Below are 17,212 nucleotides of genomic sequence, written 5' to 3'. Positions count from 1 at the left end.
GTGAGAAGGCCCCGGTCGAGAGACCGGGGCCTTCGTGCTCTCCTCAGCGTGGCCGCTGCCGATCGGCGTCGCCCGGCTCCAGCTCGGGAATCGCCGGCAGCGGGCGCGCGCACAGCTCCTCGGCCTCGGTGCTGTCCATGCCGAAGGCCCGGAGAAGGCGGGCCGTCATCTGGTCCGACAGCGAGTCGGCATCGGCGTCCGGATCGCTGTCGAGCAGCTGGAGGAGGCCGAGGAGTGCGCCGCCGGCGGCCATCAGGCCCAGTTGGGCGTTCTCGATGTCGAAGCGACCGGCCTCGACGGCCCGTCGGATGTCGTGGACGGCCCGTGGTGCGAGCCCGCGGTCGCGGAGGAGGATCCCCACGCCCTCGTTGAGCAGCACCTTGACCATGGCCGGCACCTGACGCTGCAGGCGACCCGTCATCCGGAAGCTGACGGCGAAGACCTCGGCAGGGTCGTCGTACCCGGCGACGAGCTCGTCGCGCAGCGCTGCGTAGGTGTCGAGCACGTCGGCGACAGCCGCCTCGAAGAGCGCCTCCTTGCTCTCGAAGTGGTTGTAGAAGGTGCCGAAGCCGACGTCCGCGGCGTCGGTGATCTGCTGGATGCTCACCGACGTCGTGCCCTCGGCGAGGAAGCCCCTGGCGGCGCCGAGGAGCGCTGCACGCGTGCGCTCCTTGCGCCGGTCGATCCGGGTCGGCGCTGCGGCGGGGTCGCTCATGAACCGATCATAACTGATGGTTTCATCAGAAAGTCTTGACAGATCGTTTCATCGGAACTGATGATCTCATCAGTTTAGCACTGATGGAGGTTGATCGATGAGCACCACCGCTACCGAGCGCACCGAGCACCACGTCCGGGTCGGACGGCGCGACCTGTTCGTCACCGAAGCCGGAGCGGGCACGCCCGTCGTCCTGCTGCACGGGGGAGGGCCGGGGGCGAACGGCGCCTCGAACTACGTCCGCAACATCGACGCCCTCGCGGAGCGGTTCCGGGTGATCGTGCCGGACCTGCCGGGCTACGGCGCGTCCTCGAAGGACCTCGACCTCTCCGACCCGTTCGGTGACCTGGCGCTCGCGGTCCGCGGCCTGCTGGACGCGCTGGACATCGAGACGGCGCACCTCGTCGGCAACTCCTACGGCGGCGCCGCCGCGCTCCGGCTGGCGCTGGACCGGCCCGACCGCGTCGACCGGATGATCCTCATGGGACCCGGCGGGATAGGGACGACGCGCGCTCTGCCCACCGCGGGCCTCAACTGCCTGCTGGACTACTACGGCGGCGAGGGCCCCAGCCGGGCGAAGATCGAGACCTTCATCCGCGACTACCTGGTGTACGACGCCGGTTCGGTACCCGACGAGCTGATCGACCTGCGCTACGAGGCCAGCATCCAGCCGGAGGTCGTGTCCTCGCCGCCGTTGCGCCGGCCCTCGGGGCCCACCGCCCTGCGCACCTTGTGGCGGATGGACCTGACCCGCGACCCGCGCCTCGCTCGGTGCGAGGTTCCCACCCTGGTCGTGTGGGGCGCCGAGGACAAGGTCAACCGTCCCTCGGGCGGCGCGCGGCTGGCGAGCACGATGCAGGACTGCGACCTGTTCCTGATGGCCAACACGGGTCACTGGGCGCAGTGGGAGCGGGCCGAGCAGTTCAACGCCCTGGCCGCCGCCCACCTCGGGGACGAGCGGTGAGCGTCGCGTTCCTCCGGCCGACCACGGGCCCGTCCGTCTTCGGCGCCGTCCACCTCGGCTACCTCGTCGTGGAGTCGCGGCGGATGACCGAGTGGCACCGCTTCGGCGCCGACGCGATCGGCCTGCACGTCGACGAGCTCGACGGCGACACGCTCCGGTTCCGGCTCGACGACCACGCGTGCCGGTTCCTCGTGCGGCGCGGCCTCGCCGAGGACCTGATGGCGATCGGCTGGCAGGTCGACGGCCACGAGACCTTCGACCGGATCCTCGCCCGGGTCACCGAGCGCGGCGTACCGATCGAGGAGGGCACCGCCGAGGAGGCCGCACGGCGCGGCGTCGAGCGGCTGTGGCGCTTCGCCGGGCCGAAGGGCATCGTGCAGGAGGTCTTCACGACGCCGCTCACGACGGCCGAGCCGCTGCGGATGATCAGCTCCGGCTTCGTGACGGGTGGGTCGGGCATGGGCCACGTCGCGATCACCTCCCGCGACCCGCTCGGCATCCACCGCTACTACGCCACGCTCTTCGACTCCCGGCTCTCGGACTACATCGACGAGAACATCAGCGGCCTGACGCTGAAGATCCGCTTCCTGCGGGTCAACGAGCGACACCACTCGATTGCCGTCGCCAACCTCCAGGGCCTCAGGGTCGACCCGATCCGCACCCGCGCCCAGCACGTCAACATCGAGGCGGCCTCACTCGAGGACATGCTCGGTGCCTACGAGCGGGTCCGGGCCCTGGGCTTCACGATGGCCTGGTCGGTCGGCCAGCACACCAACGACCGCGAGCTGTCCTTCTACTGCGTGACCCCCTCCGGCTTCGAGCTCGAGGTCGGCTGGAACCCGATCGTGTTCACCCCCGAGCTCGAGGACGCCTGGCGGGTCGCCACCCACCAGGGCATCAGCAGCTGGGGCCACCAGCCGGTCGACTCCGGCCTCCTCGACAGGCTCGGCCAGATCCGCAGTGCCGCCCGCAACGCGCGCCGTCCCGAGATCGCCGTACCCGGCCTCAGTACCCCCGCAGGAGCGGCATCATGAGCAGCAGCGAGTACGACGTCGTCGTGGTCGGGCTCGGACCGACCGGCCTGACCATGGCCACCCTGCTGGGCCGTCGTGGCCTGAGCGTCCTTGTCCTCGAGCGCGAGCCCGAGTTCTACGGCATGGCGCGCGCGGTCTACACCGACGACGAGGCGCTGCGGGTCTTCCAGACCGCCGGCGTGGCCGACGAGATCCACGCCGACATGAACGTCGACAGCGCCGTGCAGTGGGTCAAGGCCGACGGAACGTTGCTGGTGCAGTTCCGCGAGTCCCAGCGGCCCCTGTCGTGGCCGGTCACCAACTTCCTCTACCAGCCCTACCTCGAGAACCGGCTCGAGGAGCAGCTCGCCCGCTACCCGCGGGTCGAGGTACGACGCGGCCGCGAGGTCGTCTCCTTCGACCAGGACGGCGACGGGGTCACCGTCGTGCACGCCGGGTCGACGGGGTCGGGCTACGGCAGGCGCGAGGCCGTCCTCGACGAGACGACCGAGTCCGTGCGGGCGTCCTTCCTGATCGGCGCCGACGGCGGCCGCAGTGTCGTCCGCACCTCGCTCGGCGTCGACATGACAGGCAAGAGCTATCCCGAGCGGTGGCTGGTCATCGACCTCGAGGCCAAGGACGGCGTCGACGCCTTCCGCCACCTGCCGTACTTCGACTTCGTCTGCGACCCCGACCTGCCGACCGTCAGCTGTCCGCAGCCCGGAGGTCACCACCGCTTCGAGTTCGCGCTGAAGGACGAGGACGACAAGGACGAGTTCGAGTCGGACGAGACCGTGCGCCGACTGATGGCGCGCTACGTCGACCCCGAGGAGGTCGTCGTGATCCGTCAGCTCGTCTACACCTTCAACGCCGTGGTCGCGGACCGGTGGCGCGAGGGCCGCGTGCTGCTCGCGGGCGACGCCGCGCACATGACCCCGCAGTTCATCGGCCAGGGCATGAACGCCGGCGTCCGCGACTCCGACAACCTCTCCTGGAAGCTGGAGGCGATCCTCAAGCACGGCGCCGACCTGGCGATCCTCGACTCCTACGAGTCCGAACGCCGGCCGCACGCCAAGGCGATGATCGACCTGTCGGTGCTCAACAAGTCGCTGGTGTCGGTGAAGAACCCGGCCAAGGCCCGCGCGCGTGATGCCGCGCTGAGGACCGCCCTGCGCACGCCGGGCGTGGGCGGCTGGCTGCGCCGCGCCGGGATGAAGCCCAAGCCCCGCTACCAGAAGGGCGCCTACCTCGGCCTGCCGCGCGGCCTGCGCGGCATCGAGGGCACCCTGTCGCCCCAGCCGCTGGTCCGTCGGTACGACGGCCGCCCGGTCCGGCTCGACGACGCGATCGGCATCGGCTGGTCCGTGATCGGCGTCGGCGTCGACCCGCGCGAGGCTCTCGGCGCGGACCTCGACACGTGGGCCCGGGTCGAGCCGACGTACGCCACGATCTACGACTTCGGCACCCGCCCGCAGGGATCGGTCGGCGACGGTCGGCGGCGCGCGGGCCTCGTGGACCTCGAGGACACCTCGGGCGCCTTCGCGCGCTGGCTGCGTCGCCACGGTGTGCGGGAGGGGGCGGTCGTGGTGCTGCGGCCGGACAAGTTCGTGTTCGGGACCGCGCGGGGCGACACGAGATCCCTCACGCGGGCGCTGGTCGACCAGCTGGGTCTGGCCTGATGGGCAGCAGCCCGGCCCGGATCGACGTGCACCACCACGTCGTACCGCCGGCCTATGCGGACCTCCTGAAGGACAAGGGCATCAGGCCCGGTGGCGTCGACGTGCCGTCGTGGACGGCCGAGCGGGCGCTCCGCCTCATGGACCGCAACGGCATCGCGACCAGCATCCTCTCGCTGTCCACGCCGGGCGCGTGGTTCGGCGACGACCGCCAAGCCCGCCGCACCGCCCGCGAGGTCAACGACTACGCCGCCGGCGTCGTCGCCGACCACCCGCACCGGTTCGGGTTCTTCGCCACGCTGACGCTGCCCGACCTGGCCGGCGCGCTCGCCGAAGCCGAGTACGCCCTCGACTCCCTGGGCGCCGACGGCATCGTGCTGCTGAGCAACGTGGCGGGCTGCTACCCCTACGAGAAGGACCTCGAACCGCTCCTGGCCTACCTGCACGCGCGGCGCGCCGTGGTCTTCCTCCACCCCGGCGAGCTGCCCGCCGAACCCGCGCCCGGCATCCCGTCGTTCACCGCGGACTTCCTGCTCGACACCGTCCGTGCGGCCACCGGCCTGGTGCTGTCCGGGGCGCTGGAGAAGTACGACGGCATCCGCTGGATCCTCTCCCACGCGGGCGGCTTCCTGCCCTACATCGCCCACCGGGTCCTGCTCACGATGATCCGCGACGAGCCCAGGCTGGCCCAGGCCAAGGCGATGGTCGCGCGCAAGCGGGAACGCGAGCGCCGGCTCGACGTGCTGCGCCGCTTCTACTTCGACGTCGCGCTGTCCTCGACCCCGCACGCCCTGCCCAGCCTGCTCTCCTTCGCCGACCCGACCCACGTCCTGTACGGCAGCGACTACCCGTTCGCACCCGCGCCCGCCGTGCGCTTCATGCGCCAGGAGTACGAGGACATCGCGCTCAAGCGACGCCAGCGCGCAGCCATCGACCGGACCAACGCGCTCGGCCTGTTCCCACGCATCGCTGGAAGGACCACACCATGACCGCACCGATCAGCCGCCGAAGCATCCTCGGTGCTGCCGCGACCGGCCCCGTCGCCGCCCTGGGCGCGAGACTGCCGGCGTCCGCCGTACCGCTCCTGCCGCTCCCACGGACCCGGATCGACGTGCACTGCCATCACATTCCCGACTTCTACCGAGCCTCGCTCGCCGAGCACGGCATCACCGAGGCAGGCGGCAAGAAACTGCCCGCCTGGAGTCCCCAGAGGGCCGTCACCTTCATGAACGACTTCGGGATCGCCGCCCAGGTGGTCTCGATCTCCGAGCCCGGCGTCGCCTACCTGCCGACCGCCGCGGAGCGCAACGCGATGGCCCGCCGGATCAACGACTACACCTACGAGACCCTGATCAAGGGAAGCGGAACCCTCGCGAAGCGGTTCGGCGCCCTCGCGGTGCTCCCGCTCGGCGACCTCGACGACCCCGACGACCTCGCCAACGCCCGCGCCGAGGCCACCCGCGCGATCAAGGTGCTCGGCTTCGACGGCGTGGGCCTGTTCAGCCAGTACGACGGTGTCTACCTCGGCGACCCCCGGCTCAAGGCGCTGATGGCCACCCTCAACCAGCTCGGCGCCATGGTCTTCGTACACCCCGTCACCCCGGTGATGCCCGACCTCGGCCTGCCGGCGTTCCTGTTCGAGTTCCCGTTCGACACCACCCGGGCGGCGGTGAACCTGAGCTACCGGGGGACCTTCACGGCGTACCCCTTCGTCCGGTGGCTGCTCGCCCACGCCGGCGGCACGCTGCCCTTCCTCGCGTACCGGACCTCGCTGCTGCAGTACGCCACGCCGATCATGCAGAACCTCGGCCTCGGCCTGCTCGACGAGCAGAACCTCGACTACGGCCGCCTCTTCTACGACACCGCCCTGTCGCCTGCCCCGTCGGCCATGATGGCGGTCAAGGAGGTCGCGCCGGTGTCGCACATCATGTTCGCCACTGACTGGCCCTTCTCGGCGGAGGTCTTCACCATCCCCGGCGACCCCGCACCCCAGCTGCCGCGCTCGTTCGACAGCACCGAGCTGCCCAAGGTGCTGCGGACCAACGCCCTGGCCCAGTTCCCCAGGCTCGAGGCGAGGCTGGCCGCACCGTGATCCAGACCGTGATCGAGGACCTCCGGCGCCTCGCGATCGAGGCCGTCCGCCACTATCACCGCCTCGAGATCGACCTTCCGGACGAGCTGCCCGACGGACCGGTCCTGTTCGTCGCCAACCACGGCTTCGGCAGCCTGTTCGACCCCAACGTCCTCGCCACCCTGGCCGCACTCGACGACCTCGACCTCGACCGACCGGTCACGACCCTGGTCCACCAGATCGCCTGGACGGTCGGCCTCGGCCCGCTGCTCGAGCAGCTCGGCTGCCGGCCCGCGAGCCGGTCCGCCGCGCAGGAGGCACTCGTCGCCGGCCGTCACGTCCTGGTCTTCCCCGGCGGCGACCTCGACGCCTTCAAGGCCCACAAGGACAAGGACCGCATCGTCTTCGGGGGACGCTCCGGCTTCGCCCGCCTGGCGATCGAGCACGACGTACCGATCGTCCCTGTCGTCACCGCCGGTGCCGGGAACACCCTCCTGGTCCTCGACGACGGCCAGCGCTGGGCGCGACGGCTCAAGCTCGACCAGCTCCTCAGGCTCAAGGCGCTGCCGGTGTCCCTGACCATCCCGTGGGGGCTGAACGTGGGCCTGGCCGGGTTCCTGCCCTACCTCCCGGTCCCCGTGCGGCTGCGCACCCGGGTACTGCCAGCACAGCGCGCGCACGTGGGCGAGGTGGACGCTCCGGAGTTCGCCCGCCGGGTGGAGGAGGCCATGCAGGCGGCGCTCGACGAGCTCGCCGTCCGGAGGGGATGAGCCCGCCACCGTCGTCGGCCCTCGCAGGACCCGACCGCGCGCCAGCGGGCCGACCTCAGCCCGCGATCAGCGTCGACGCGAGATCCCTTCCACGCCGATGAGGTGCCGGGCACTGCCTGAGCCGACCCGCTCTGGCGGCTCAGGTGTCGTCGTCGACCTCCGTCCGGTTCGGAACCTGGGCGGCGACGGTGCCCGTCGACCGGACCTCCCCTGATCAGGGGACCCTCGGACCGACCGTCGCCGGGGGATCCGCCGGGGGTGGCGCCGAACCTACGTTGACGACTCCGCCGGCGATCGATCCGTCACATCGCCGCTACGCACCGAGGAGTCACGATGGGATCGCACAACAGCGTCACCGAGATCAACGAGCTGTTCGTCGAGGCGATGAACGAGGGCGACCTGGACCTCGCCCTGTCCTGCTGGGACGAGAGGACCGTCTTCCAGACGGCGCCGGGAACCGCGCCGGTCACCGGCCTGCCGGCGCTGCGCGAGGCGTTGCAGGCGTTCATCGACACCAAGCCGCACCTCACCGTCGAGGAGCTGCACCGCGTCGATGCCGGCGACGTGGTCCTCGTCGCGCTCCGGTGGCAGCTCACCGGCACCGGTCCCGACGGCGAGCCGGTCGAGATGGAGGCGGTCGACAGCAACGTCTTCTGCCGGGAGCCCGACGGCACCTGGCGGATCCGGATCGACAACCCCTTCCACTCCGCTCACCTCGGGCTCTGACATGACCGGGACGACCCTGCAGCCGGACCGGCTGACCCTCTCGTACGCCGTCCCGCAGCTCGTCGGTGGCGAGGAGCTTCCCGTGGGCCCCACGTTCACGGCGGTGGACCCGAGCACCGGCCGGGGCTGGGCGGAGGTGGCGGCCGGGACCGCGGCCGACGCCGACCTGGCGGTGGATGCTGCCGCGCGAGCGTTCGCGTCGTGGCGGCACACCTCCCTCGATACCCGTCAGGCGCTGCTGTGGGAGGTGGCCGAACGGCTGTCGGCGTCGGCCGAGTGGTGGCCCAGGCTGCTGGCGACGGAGAACGGGCGCGCGATCCGCGAGGCCGGGCTGATCGACGTACCGACGGCGGCGGAGATCTTCCGCTACTTCTCGGGCATCGTCCGGGACCTCCACGGCCGCACCCTCCCCTGCGGTCCGGGCGCCCACGTCGCGACCTCGCCGCGACCGCTCGGTGTGGTGGCGGCGCTCGTACCGTGGAACTCGCCGCTGATCTCGGTGGCGCACAAGCTCGCGCCCGCACTGGCGGCGGGCAACACGGTGGTGGTCAAGCCGAGCGAGCTGGCGTCGGTCGCGACGGTCGAGTTCGTCCGGCTCGTGCAGGACCTGTTCCCGCCGGGGGTGGTCAACGTCGTCACCGGACTGGGGCCGGAGGTCGGGCGCGCGCTGGTGTCGAACCCTCGGGTCGCGAAGATCAGCTTCACCGGCGGCACAAGGACCGGCAGGAGCATCCTGGGCGATGCCGCCGCCGGCCTCACGCCGGCGCTGATGGAGCTGGGTGGCAAGGGCTCGATGGTGGTCTGCGCCGACGCGGACCTCGACACCGTGACCGAGGACGTGCTGACCGGCATCTTCGCCGCGAACGGCGAGGTCTGCTTCGCCGCGTCGAGGGTCCTTGCGCATCGCGAGATCCACGACGCCCTGCTCGACCGGGTGTGCGAGCGCGCGGAGCGGATCGTCGTCGGCGACGCGCTCGACCCGGCCACGCAGCTGGGCCCGCTCGTCAGCCGCACCCATCGCGACCAGGTCGCCCACCGGGTGGCGGCCGCCGTCGGCGAGGGGGCCGAGGTGCGCGCCGGTGGCGGCGTTCCGGAGCTTCCGGCCGAGCTGGCCGGCGGCAGCTACTTCCGCCCGACGGTGCTGTCCTCGGCGGACGGCGCGACCAGCGCCTCGGCGGAGGAGTTCTTCGGCCCCGTGCTGACGGTGGAGGTCTGGGACGGCGAGGACGAGGTGGTCGAGCGCGTGAACCGTGTCGACTACGGCCTCGCCAACGGTGTCTGGAGCAGCGAGCTCGGCCAGGGGCTGCGGATCGCCGACCGCCTCGACTCGGGGATGGTCTGGGTGAACACCTGGTTCGCCACGCCGCTCGGCCAGCCGCAGGGCGGGGTCAAGGCCAGCGGGTTCGGTCGCGAGGGCGCGGCCGAGACCCTCCTCGAATACACCTCCACGAAGGTCGTCCACGCCAGCCTCGACCGCGCCCGCCCGCCGATGTGGGTCTGACCCACGCCCATCAAGGAGACCTCGACATGCACTTCGAACTGGACCACCACAGCCGTACGCTCGCCAGCCTCGGTGCCTCCCTGGCGGAGGAGTTCGCCCTCCGGGCGCAGGAGCACGACCGCGACCGGACGATCGCCACCGAGAACTTCACCCGGCTGCGGGAGGAGGGCCTGTACGCCGTCGCGCTGCCGCGTGAGCTCGGCGGACAGGGAGCCCGCTCCACGCAGTGGCTGGCGTTCGCGGAGGCGCTGTCCCGTGGCGACGCCGCGACCGCGCTGGGCTTCAACATGCACTATGTCGCCACGCGGATCGGCTCGACCCTGGACGCCGTTCCGACCGATGCGAAGAAGCGGCTCGCGGAGCTCGTCGTGGGCGGGGCGCTGATCTGCGCACCGCTCTCCGAGCCGGCAGCGTCGAGCCTGCTGCCCGGGACCTATCTCCCCACGCTCACCGCACGTCGCGTACCAGGGGGGCTCGAGGTGACCGGGACCAAGATGTTCGCGTCGCTGTGGGAGGCGAGCGACTACGCGTTCATGTTCGCCCACCCCGAGGGGAGCAGCGACCCGACGGAGGTCGTCGGGTTCCTGATGCCCACCGACCAGCCCGACGCGATCACGGTCGTCGACGACTGGGACACCCTCGGGATGCGGGCCACGCGCAGCAACCAGGTCCGGATCGAGGGGGCGTTCGTACCCGACGAGCTCGTGCTCTGCCGGATCGACGACTTCCTCGGGAACTGGATCGTCGCCCAGGCGCACATCGCCTGGGGCGGCTACACCGGCTGCTATCTCGGCGTCGCGGAGGGCATGGTGGCCTGGCTGCAGGCGAACCTCGGTACGCGCGCGGCCAAGGGCTACGCGCAGCCGACCGGCTATCACCCCACGATCAGCAGCGCCGTCGGCCACGCCACGACCCAGGTGGAGGCCGCCCGCCTGCTGATGTACCAGGCGGCCTGGGAGGCCGACGAGCGGAGCGGGCCGAGCGTCCAGACCTGCGCGGCGTACCTGCGGGCCAAGCTCATGGTCGGCACCGCCATCCACACCGTGTCGACGCTGGGGACGACGGCCGGCGGCCTGAACGCGCTGATGCGCTCGCGCGGGTACGAGCTGATGCTGCGCAATGCGTCGACCGGATCGATCATGCCGCCGAACGCGCTCGCGTGCGCGGAGATGGCCGGCCTGATCTCGATGGGCCTGGACCCCGCCGAGGCGCCCTCGTTGAGGCTGGCGACGGCATGACCGCGCTCGCGACCGACGCCGGCCGGGACGCCGCCCAGGTCCCGGTCGGCGACACCGACACGTTCCGCAGGGCCTGCGCGCAGTTCCCCACGGGAGTCGCGGTGATCACGACGAGCGTGGACGGGGAGTGCTTCGGCAGCACGGTCAACGCGTTCACGTCGCTGACCCTGGAGCCGCCGCAGGTGCTGGTGTGCCTCGCCGACTCGTCCCGCACCTGGGCGGCGATCGAGCGCTCCCGGACGTTCGTGGTCAACCTGCTCGCCGACGACCAGGGCGACCTCGCGCGGCTGTTCGCCACGAAGGACCCCGACAAGTTCTCCCGCGTCGCGCATCGCCCGAGCCAGTCCGGACCGCTCCTGACCGGGACCGTGGGCCGCTTCGCGTGCGATCTCGCCGACGCGATCCGCAATCATTCGCACTGGATTCTGGTAGGAAGGGTCTCGACGCTGTCCGTGGACCCGGACGTCGAGCCGTTGCTGTTCTTCCGCGGCCGGATGCGTGGCTGAGGCCCTCGTCGAGCGGAGGCATCGATGGACGAATCGCCGGCCCGGCCCGGGTCCTCGCTGCCGCCGCTGCTCGTCGCCGAGCTGGTCACCTCGCCCACCGTCGACGACCTGCTGCGCCGGTTCCTCGACGAGGCCACGCACCGTCTCGCGGCGTTCGCGGTCGGGGTCTACGTGCACGACCACGCGACGGGCCGACCCACGGTCGCGCAGATCCGGGGACTCGGCAGCTACTACGTCAACAGCTACGAGCGGTACGGGCGCGACCAGGACCCGGTCGTCCAGGCCGCGCTCCGCGGACGCCAGGTGGCCGACAGCGACTCGCTGATGTCGCCCGACGAGTGGCGGGGACTGCCGGTGGTGCGCGACGTCTTCGCCCCGCACGCCATGGCGCGGGTCCTCTGTGCGCCCTTCGTCGTCGGCGGTGAGGTGGCGGGAACCCTGAACCTGGCGCGGCACGACGACCAGCCGGCGTTCAGCGACGCCGACCGGGAGGCGGCCCGGACCGCCGCCGCCGTCCTGGGCATCGCGGTGGCGGCCGCCGACGAGCGTCGCTCGGTCGAGCGCGAGCGCACCCAGCTGCGCGCCGCCCTGGACCGCTGTCGTACGCCGGTCGTGGTCACCGATCTCGACGCGGCGCGGCGCCATCTCAACGCGCCCGCGCTCGACCTCTTCGCGAAGATCGGCGTCGCGGGCCAGGAGCTCGTGCAGCTGCTCGACTGCGACGACGAGCGCGGAGTGGACTCGGTGACCGCTCCCGACGGCCACGGCGGCCAGATGGTGATCACGGTGACGTCCCAGCGCCTGCCGGACCACCCGGAGGTGGTCGTCTCCGTGCTGGGTCTCGAAGGGGCGGGCGTGGGCGACCTCGACCCCTCGATCCGCCAGCTGCTGACCGAGCGGGAGGCCGACGTCGCCGCGTGTGCACTGCGGGGGCGCAGCGACAGGGAGATCGCCGACGAGCTGTTCCTGAGCCCGCACACGGTCAAGCACCACATCAAGTCGATCTACGCGAAGCTCGGCGTGCACACCCGGGTCCAGCTGCTCACCCGGCTCCGAGGCTAGGGCGTGAGCACCGACGCCAACAGCGTGCTGGGCAAGGCACGGCTGATCCTGGAGTGCGTCGCGAGCGGCGACGCCGAGCCGTCCCTGGCCGAGATCTCGCGGCGCACCGGCATCGCCAAGCCCACGGTCCACCGCCTGAACCGGCAGCTCCTCGAGTGGGGCCTCCTGGAGCGGTCCGGGCAGGAGTACCGCCTCGGGCTGCGGGCCTTCGAGCTCGGCGGTCGGGTGCCCCGCCTCCGCGTGCTGCGTGCCGCGATCCGTCCGTACCTGCACAGCCTCCGCCTAGCGACGGAGGAGACGGTCGACCTCGCGGTCCTGGACGGCAGGGAGGTGCTCGACCTCGAGCGGGCCGGCAGCCCGCGGCAGGCGGCGACGTCCTCGCCCACCCCCGGTCGCCGGCCGGTGCACGCCACCGCGACCGGGAAGGTGCTCCTCGCCCACAGCCCGCCGGAGCTCGTGGACGCGGTCCTCATGCGTGGGCTCGAACAGGTGACCCCGCTGACCGTCACCTCGCCCCAGCTGCTGCGTGACCAGCTGGTCCGCGCCCGTCACGACGGCTACGCGACCGAGGTCGAGGAGGCCGCGGCGGGCCACTGCTCCGTGGCCGTGCCCATCTTCGGCCCCACCGGACTGCTGCTGGCGGCGCTGTCCGTCACGAGCCCCGCCGGTCACGGTGATCCCGAGCGGTACGCCGGGATGCTGGCCGCGGTCGGTCGTGAGGTCTCGGCCGACCGGTCGGTCACCTGACGCCGACCGCCGCCTTGACGGGTCTCCCTGACCCCGGCATCATTCCTGCCAGTCGGTATGAGGAGGCTGGATGTCGCGCGCCGTGCGAGCAGGGCTGGACTTCGTCGCGGCCCTCGACCGCGGCAGCCTCGGCGGGCTGGCCCGGCTCTGCGCGACGGACGCGGTCTGGTGGGTCGACTCCGGCCCGGACCGGCGCGGGGGCGATCCCGTGCTGTCCCCCGAGGGGAGTGGCCGGTTCCCGCTGCACGGGCTGATGGGGATGGACGCCAAGCTCGCGCTCATGCGCGAGCTCGGGCCGGGCGCCTTCCCGACCGGGTGCCGGCAGATCCCGCGGCGAGTGGTCGCCGGCGCGCGAGACTGCGTGATCGAGGTCGAGGGTCACGGGGTGCACGCCTCGGGCGAGGTCTACGCCAACCGCTACGCGTTCGTGTTCGACGTCGACGAGGCGGGCGCGATCACCTCGGTGCGGGAGTATCTCGACACCATCCATGCGCAGCACGTCGTCGGTGACGGCAGCGCGATCCCGCGGACGACCACCGAGCATCCGCCGGCCCCCGCACTGCCCGAGGACCTGCCGGCCGCGGCCCGGAGCGTGCTCGGACTGTGGGTGGCGCTGGCCGAAGGGGACCTGGAGCGGTTCGCGGCGCCGTTCGCGCCCGACGCCACCTGGTGGACCGACTCCGGGCGGGACCGGCGGCGGGGCCGGCTGTACGCGCGGGGCGACATCGCGGCCAACGGACCCTTCCACGGCGTGGTCCCGATCGCCGACAAGCTCGCGGCCATGCGGGCCCGGGTCGGCTCCGGTGCCTACGCGTCGCCGGCGATCGCGGTGACCCCGCGGCGGGTGATCGCCGACGACGAGCTGGTCGCGGTGGAGGCGACCGGCGAGGCGCTGCTCGGCGACGGGGCGCGCTACCAGAACCGCTACCTGTGGGTGGCCGACGTAGGCCCGGACGGGATCCGGCAGCTGCGGGAGTACTGCGACACCCTGCACGTCGCCGAGCTGATGGGGTACGACGCGGAGGTGGCCCGATGAGCGCCCTGCCGTTCACCGACCTCAACCACGTGCTGACGACGACCCGAGCGGTCCGGCTCCGGCTCGACCACGAGCGGCCGGTCTCGCTGGAGGTCGTGGGCGAGTGCCTGCAGCTCGCGCTGCAGGCGCCGACCGGCGGTGCCGCGGAGGACTGGCGCTGGGTGGTGGTCGCCGACTCCGAGGTCAAGGAGCGACTGGCCGCGCTGTACCTCTCGGCGTACGAGGAGTTCGTCCACGCACCGCTGCACAGCGCTGCCGGCGCGGAGAGTGACACGGTCCAGGGCCGGCTCGGCGGCGTGGGCAGCGACGGTGAGGTGAGTCGGCGCACCCGCCGCATCCTCGACGGGGCGGACCACCTGGCCCGCACCCTGGCCCGGGCGCCGTACCTGGTGGTGCCATGTGCCACCCGGCCCGATCCGGCGAAGGGCGGCGCGGGCACGTCGTCGGCGCTCTACGGCTCGGTCTATCCCGCGATCTGGCAGTTCAACCTGGCGCTTCGGGCCCGGGGGCTGGGCACCGTGATCACCACCTTGCACCTGCACCACGCGGCCGAGGCCGCTGCCCTGCTCGGCATCCCCGAGGACGCGGTACAGGTCACCCTGCTGCCGGTCGCCTACACGGTGGGTACCGAGTTCAAGGTCGCCGCGCGCAAACCGGTCGCCGAGGTCGCCTATCTCGACCACTGGAGCACCCCCTTCCCGTACGCCGACAAGCCGGTCGACCGGCTCACCGGAGAGGACGTCACGTGACCGCCGTCATCACCGACATCGACCAGGTACTCACCACCACCCGTGCGGTACGCCGAAGGATGGACTTCACCCGTCCGGTCCAGCGCACGGTCGTCGAGGAGTGCCTGCGTCTCGCTCAGCAGGCGCCGATGGGCTCCAACCTGGAGGACTGGCGCATCGTCGCGGTCGACGACCCGGAGCTCAAGCGTCAGCTCGGCCGGCTCTACACCGAGGTCTGGCACCAGACCGTCGAGGGACCGCTGGCGACGGGAGAGGCCGCGACCACGACTCGGCTCTCCCCGGACGTCCGGCCCGACCAGGTGTCGAAGGACCGACAGGAGCGGGTGCTGAGAGCGGTCAAGCATCTCGTCGACCACCTCGAGGAGGTGCCGGTGCTGGTCGTGCTGTGCAGCACGAAGCCGATCCCCGAGCGCCCGGTCGGCGGCGCGGCGTCCGGCTACTACGGCTCGATCTTCCCGTTCGCCTGGTCCTTCCAGCTCGCGCTGCGCTCGCGCGGCCTCGGCTCGGTGATGGCGACCGCGCTCGCCCACAAGGCGCGCCGGGTCCAGGAGGTGCTCGCCCTGCCCGAGGACTGGCGGCCGGTCACGCTGCTCCCGGTCGCCTACACGCAGGGCCTCGACTTCCGGCCGGCCGCGCGGGCCGAGCTCAGCGAGGTCGCCTTCTGGAACGGTGCCACCGAGCCGGCGGGCACGGCATGAGGGCGGCGTACGTCGGCGGGTCCTCGGCCACCGACCCGGCGTCGGCGGTGGAGGTCGGCGAACTCCCCACGCCCAGCGTGCCCGAGGGCTGGGCAGCGGTCGAGATGCGGGCCGGGGCGCTCAACATGCACGACGTCTGGATGCTGCGCGGCGTCGCCCGGCAGCCCGACGGGGTCCACGTGCTCGGCAGCGACGGCGCCGGCGTGTACGACGGCCGGGAGGTCGTGGTCTACCCGGTGCTGCCCGGCCGGGTCACGAGCAAGGTGGTCGCGCACGCCACGCTGGTGAGCGACCTGGGCCACGGGCTACTCGCCGAGACGGCCGTGGTCCCGGTGGGGAGCCTGGTTCCGAAGCCGGCACACCTGTCGATGGCCGAGGCGGCCTGCCTGCCGACCGCGTGGCTCACGGCGTACCGGATGCTCTTCACCCGCGCCGGTCTGCACGCCGGCCAGACCGTGCTCGTCCAGGGTGCTGGTGGCGGCGTGGCCACCGCGGCCGCCGCGCTGGCGACGGCGGCGGGCGCGGAAGTGCTGGTCACCTCCCGCTCCGCGGAGAAGCGGGAGCGCGCCCTGGCGGCTGGAGCACGTCTCGCGCTCGCGCCGGGTGAGCGGGTGCCGGACCTGGTGGACGTCGTGGTCGAGACGGTCGGACCGGCGACCTTCGAGCACTCCGTGCTCTCCACGCGGGCGGGTGGCGCGATCGTCACCTGCGGCGCGTCGACCGGCTTCGTCGCCGAGCTCGACCTGGCGCGACTGTTCGCCCGCGAGATCAGCGTGCACGGCTCGACGATGGGCACCCTCGAGGAGTTCCGCGCGCTGCTCGGTCTCGTCGAGGAGCACCGGATCACCCCGGTGGTCGACAGCGTCGTCCCGTTGGCCGAGGTCCGCGGCCAGGTGGAGCGGATGCTGGCCGGCACGGCGTTCGGCAAGCTCTGCGTGAGCATCCCGTGAGCGTCGTCCTCACCCGCCATGGCGCGGTTCTGAAGGCCCGGATCGACCGGCCTCGGGCGAGCAACGCCTGCGACTCGACGGTGCTGGCCGGCCTGACGGAGTGGCTGGACCAGGCCGATGCGCCGGACGTCCGGGCGCTGGTGCTGACCGGGACCGGCCGGGCCTTCTGCGCCGGCGCCGACCTGGTCGAGGCCTCCGCGCTCCTGGGCGATCCGGCGGGCCTGCGGGCCTTCCTCGCCCAGGGCCGGGATCTGGTACGTCGGCTGCGCACCGCGCCGGTGCCGACCGTCGCGGCGGTCAACGGCGTCGCCTTCGGCGGCGGCCTGGAGCTGCTGCTGGCCAGCGACATCGCGATCGCGGGCCGGGCAGCCCGGGTCGGAGACCGCCACATCGCGGTCGGCCAGCTTCCGGGCTGGGGCTCCAGCGCGATGCTGCCCCGGGCGGTGGGGCCGGTGCTGGCCCGCCGGCTGCTGCTGACCGGCGAGACCTGGACCGGCGAGCAGGCGGCCGGGCACGGCCTGGTCAGCGAGGTCGTCGACGACGACCGGCTCGCGGGCCGGGCGCTCGAGGTCGCGCAGGGCCTGGCCGCCCTCGCCCCGGTCGCCCTGCGCCGGATGCTCGACCTCGCCCGCGGGCCGGCGGATGCCGACGACGACGCGTGGGCACGCGAGTGGGAGGCGCTCACCGTGCACGCCTCGGCCCAGGGCTCCGCGCCCGCCGGGACCCTGCTGGGCGCCCTGCGTCGAGCCGGGTCCGCCCCGTCCTCACCCTCCACCGGATCGGAATGAGC

18 protein-coding genes are annotated in these 17,212 nt (G+C 72.4%); 17 read left to right on the top strand and 1 reads right to left on the bottom strand.

Going from position 1 to position 17,212, the window contains the following annotated elements; translation table 11 throughout:
* Window positions 1-43 precede the first annotated feature (43 nt).
* A complete protein-coding gene (locus JOD66_RS12535; RefSeq protein ID WP_204837206.1) occupies window positions 44-715 on the bottom strand; it encodes a TetR/AcrR family transcriptional regulator in 672 nt (223 codons plus the stop codon).
* 97 nt (window positions 716-812) lie between these two features.
* On the opposite strand from JOD66_RS12535, the gene JOD66_RS12530 reads away from it, so the two are divergent.
* The 17 genes from JOD66_RS12530 (at window position 813) to JOD66_RS12450 (ending at window position 17,210) form a co-directional block, all read left to right on the top strand.
* On the top strand, window positions 813-1,679 hold the full coding sequence (locus JOD66_RS12530; protein WP_204837205.1) for an alpha/beta fold hydrolase: 867 nt from the start codon (window positions 813-815) through the stop codon (window positions 1,677-1,679).
* Complete coding sequence (locus tag JOD66_RS29495; protein ID WP_204837204.1) at window positions 1,676-2,713, top strand: VOC family protein; 1,038 nt, start codon at window positions 1,676-1,678, stop codon at window positions 2,711-2,713. Before JOD66_RS12530 ends, JOD66_RS29495 begins: the two co-directional genes overlap by 4 nt.
* A complete protein-coding gene (mhpA, locus tag JOD66_RS12520; RefSeq protein ID WP_204837203.1) occupies window positions 2,710-4,371 on the top strand; it encodes a bifunctional 3-(3-hydroxy-phenyl)propionate/3-hydroxycinnamic acid hydroxylase MhpA in 1,662 nt (553 codons plus the stop codon). Before JOD66_RS29495 ends, mhpA begins: the two co-directional genes overlap by 4 nt.
* Window positions 4,371-5,357, top strand: a complete 987-nt coding sequence (locus tag JOD66_RS12515) for an amidohydrolase family protein (protein ID WP_204837202.1) — start codon at window positions 4,371-4,373, stop codon at window positions 5,355-5,357. The genes mhpA and JOD66_RS12515 overlap by 1 nt, the downstream gene beginning before the upstream one ends.
* On the top strand, window positions 5,354-6,460 hold the full coding sequence (locus tag JOD66_RS12510; RefSeq protein WP_204837201.1) for an amidohydrolase family protein: 1,107 nt from the start codon (window positions 5,354-5,356) through the stop codon (window positions 6,458-6,460). Before JOD66_RS12515 ends, JOD66_RS12510 begins: the two co-directional genes overlap by 4 nt.
* A complete protein-coding gene (locus JOD66_RS12505) occupies window positions 6,457-7,209 on the top strand; it encodes a 1-acyl-sn-glycerol-3-phosphate acyltransferase (protein WP_307823477.1) in 753 nt (250 codons plus the stop codon). The genes JOD66_RS12510 and JOD66_RS12505 overlap by 4 nt, the downstream gene beginning before the upstream one ends.
* Window positions 7,210-7,542: 333 nt before the next feature.
* Complete coding sequence (locus tag JOD66_RS12500) at window positions 7,543-7,935, top strand: YybH family protein (protein WP_204837200.1); 393 nt, start codon at window positions 7,543-7,545, stop codon at window positions 7,933-7,935.
* A 1-nt stretch (window position 7,936) separates the two neighbouring features.
* Window positions 7,937-9,436: an aldehyde dehydrogenase family protein gene (locus JOD66_RS12495; protein WP_204837199.1), complete on the top strand. Its 1,500-nt coding sequence runs from the start codon at window positions 7,937-7,939 to the stop codon at window positions 9,434-9,436.
* A 26-nt stretch (window positions 9,437-9,462) separates the two neighbouring features.
* Window positions 9,463-10,674, top strand: a complete 1,212-nt coding sequence (locus JOD66_RS12490; RefSeq protein WP_204837198.1) for an acyl-CoA dehydrogenase family protein — start codon at window positions 9,463-9,465, stop codon at window positions 10,672-10,674.
* Window positions 10,671-11,180, top strand: coding sequence for a flavin reductase family protein (locus JOD66_RS12485; RefSeq protein ID WP_204837197.1), 510 nt, complete (start codon window positions 10,671-10,673; stop codon window positions 11,178-11,180). The genes JOD66_RS12490 and JOD66_RS12485 overlap by 4 nt, the downstream gene beginning before the upstream one ends.
* Before the next feature lie 24 nt (window positions 11,181-11,204).
* Complete coding sequence (locus JOD66_RS12480; protein WP_204837196.1) at window positions 11,205-12,242, top strand: LuxR family transcriptional regulator; 1,038 nt, start codon at window positions 11,205-11,207, stop codon at window positions 12,240-12,242.
* Between the two features lie 3 nt (window positions 12,243-12,245).
* Window positions 12,246-12,989, top strand: a complete 744-nt coding sequence (locus JOD66_RS12475) for an IclR family transcriptional regulator (RefSeq protein WP_204837195.1) — start codon at window positions 12,246-12,248, stop codon at window positions 12,987-12,989.
* 70 nt (window positions 12,990-13,059) lie between these two features.
* Window positions 13,060-14,025, top strand: a complete 966-nt coding sequence (locus JOD66_RS12470; protein ID WP_204837194.1) for a nuclear transport factor 2 family protein — start codon at window positions 13,060-13,062, stop codon at window positions 14,023-14,025.
* A complete protein-coding gene (locus JOD66_RS12465; protein ID WP_204837193.1) occupies window positions 14,022-14,774 on the top strand; it encodes a nitroreductase family protein in 753 nt (250 codons plus the stop codon). Before JOD66_RS12470 ends, JOD66_RS12465 begins: the two co-directional genes overlap by 4 nt.
* Entirely contained in the window at window positions 14,771-15,472 is a 702-nt protein-coding gene (locus tag JOD66_RS12460) for a nitroreductase family protein (RefSeq protein WP_204837192.1), read from the top strand. The genes JOD66_RS12465 and JOD66_RS12460 overlap by 4 nt, the downstream gene beginning before the upstream one ends.
* The gene (locus JOD66_RS12455) at window positions 15,469-16,422 is read left to right on the top strand and encodes a zinc-binding dehydrogenase (protein ID WP_204837191.1); all 954 of its coding nucleotides are present in this window, start codon (window positions 15,469-15,471) and stop codon (window positions 16,420-16,422) included. Before JOD66_RS12460 ends, JOD66_RS12455 begins: the two co-directional genes overlap by 4 nt.
* On the top strand, window positions 16,419-17,210 hold the full coding sequence (locus tag JOD66_RS12450; RefSeq protein ID WP_204837190.1) for an enoyl-CoA hydratase/isomerase family protein: 792 nt from the start codon (window positions 16,419-16,421) through the stop codon (window positions 17,208-17,210). Before JOD66_RS12455 ends, JOD66_RS12450 begins: the two co-directional genes overlap by 4 nt.
* Window positions 17,211-17,212 lie beyond the last annotated feature (2 nt).

The sequence above is a fragment of the Nocardioides nitrophenolicus genome (assembly GCF_016907515.1).
In the GTDB taxonomy this organism is placed as follows: Bacteria; Actinomycetota; Actinomycetes; order Propionibacteriales; family Nocardioidaceae; genus Nocardioides; species Nocardioides nitrophenolicus.
Note: the sequence above shows the minus strand (reverse complement) of the source record. Positions and strands in the feature narration are given on the sequence as shown.

Excerpts from the sequence above, each read along its gene's own strand:
- JOD66_RS12510 (WP_204837201.1), top strand. The coding sequence starts at position 5,354 with ATGACCGCACCGATCAGCCGCCGAAGCATCCTCGGTGCTGCCGCGACC.
- JOD66_RS12485 (WP_204837197.1), top strand. The coding sequence starts at position 10,671 with ATGACCGCGCTCGCGACCGACGCCGGCCGGGACGCCGCCCAGGTCCCG.
- mhpA (WP_204837203.1), top strand. The coding sequence starts at position 2,710 with ATGAGCAGCAGCGAGTACGACGTCGTCGTGGTCGGGCTCGGACCGACC.
- JOD66_RS12500 (WP_204837200.1), top strand. The coding sequence starts at position 7,543 with ATGGGATCGCACAACAGCGTCACCGAGATCAACGAGCTGTTCGTCGAG.
- JOD66_RS12515 (WP_204837202.1), top strand. The coding sequence starts at position 4,371 with ATGGGCAGCAGCCCGGCCCGGATCGACGTGCACCACCACGTCGTACCG.
- JOD66_RS12535 (WP_204837206.1), bottom strand. The coding sequence starts at position 715 with ATGAGCGACCCCGCCGCAGCGCCGACCCGGATCGACCGGCGCAAGGAG.
- JOD66_RS12530 (WP_204837205.1), top strand. The coding sequence starts at position 813 with ATGAGCACCACCGCTACCGAGCGCACCGAGCACCACGTCCGGGTCGGA.
- JOD66_RS12470 (WP_204837194.1), top strand. The coding sequence starts at position 13,060 with ATGTCGCGCGCCGTGCGAGCAGGGCTGGACTTCGTCGCGGCCCTCGAC.
- JOD66_RS12480 (WP_204837196.1), top strand. The coding sequence starts at position 11,205 with ATGGACGAATCGCCGGCCCGGCCCGGGTCCTCGCTGCCGCCGCTGCTC.
- JOD66_RS12495 (WP_204837199.1), top strand. The coding sequence starts at position 7,937 with ATGACCGGGACGACCCTGCAGCCGGACCGGCTGACCCTCTCGTACGCC.
- JOD66_RS12455 (WP_204837191.1), top strand. The coding sequence starts at position 15,469 with ATGAGGGCGGCGTACGTCGGCGGGTCCTCGGCCACCGACCCGGCGTCG.
- JOD66_RS12490 (WP_204837198.1), top strand. The coding sequence starts at position 9,463 with ATGCACTTCGAACTGGACCACCACAGCCGTACGCTCGCCAGCCTCGGT.
- JOD66_RS12465 (WP_204837193.1), top strand. The coding sequence starts at position 14,022 with ATGAGCGCCCTGCCGTTCACCGACCTCAACCACGTGCTGACGACGACC.